Below are 320 nucleotides of genomic sequence, written 5' to 3'. Positions count from 1 at the left end.
AATGAACAGGTCGATCCTTTTCGACAGCCCGTTCCTGCTGGGCTTCGATCATACCCGCAGCCTCATCGAGCGCGCCGCAAAGGCCGCCGCCGAGAGCTATCCGCCCTACAACGTGGAAGACCTCGGGGAAGGCCGTCTTCGCATCACCCTGGCCGTGGCCGGCTTCACGCCCGATCAGCTCGCGGTGACCGTCGAGGGTCGGCAGCTCACGGTGCAGGGCCGCCGCGAAGGCGAGACCCCCAAGCCCGAGGAGACTTTCCTGCATCGCGGAATCGCGGCCCGAGGCTTCGTGCGCAGCTTCGTGCTGGCGGACGGCATGC

1 protein-coding gene is annotated in these 320 nt (G+C 67.2%); it reads left to right on the top strand.

The window, feature by feature from the left end; all coding sequences use genetic code 11:
• Nucleotide 1 precedes the first annotated feature (1 nt).
• On the top strand, nt 2–320 hold a 319-nt coding region (locus tag DJ021_RS18535; protein WP_111459199.1), incomplete at its 3' end, for an Hsp20 family protein.

The sequence above is a fragment of the Phenylobacterium hankyongense genome (assembly GCF_003254505.1).
Taxonomy (GTDB): Bacteria; Pseudomonadota; Alphaproteobacteria; order Caulobacterales; family Caulobacteraceae; genus Phenylobacterium; species Phenylobacterium hankyongense.
Note: the sequence above shows the minus strand (reverse complement) of the source record. Positions and strands in the feature narration are given on the sequence as shown.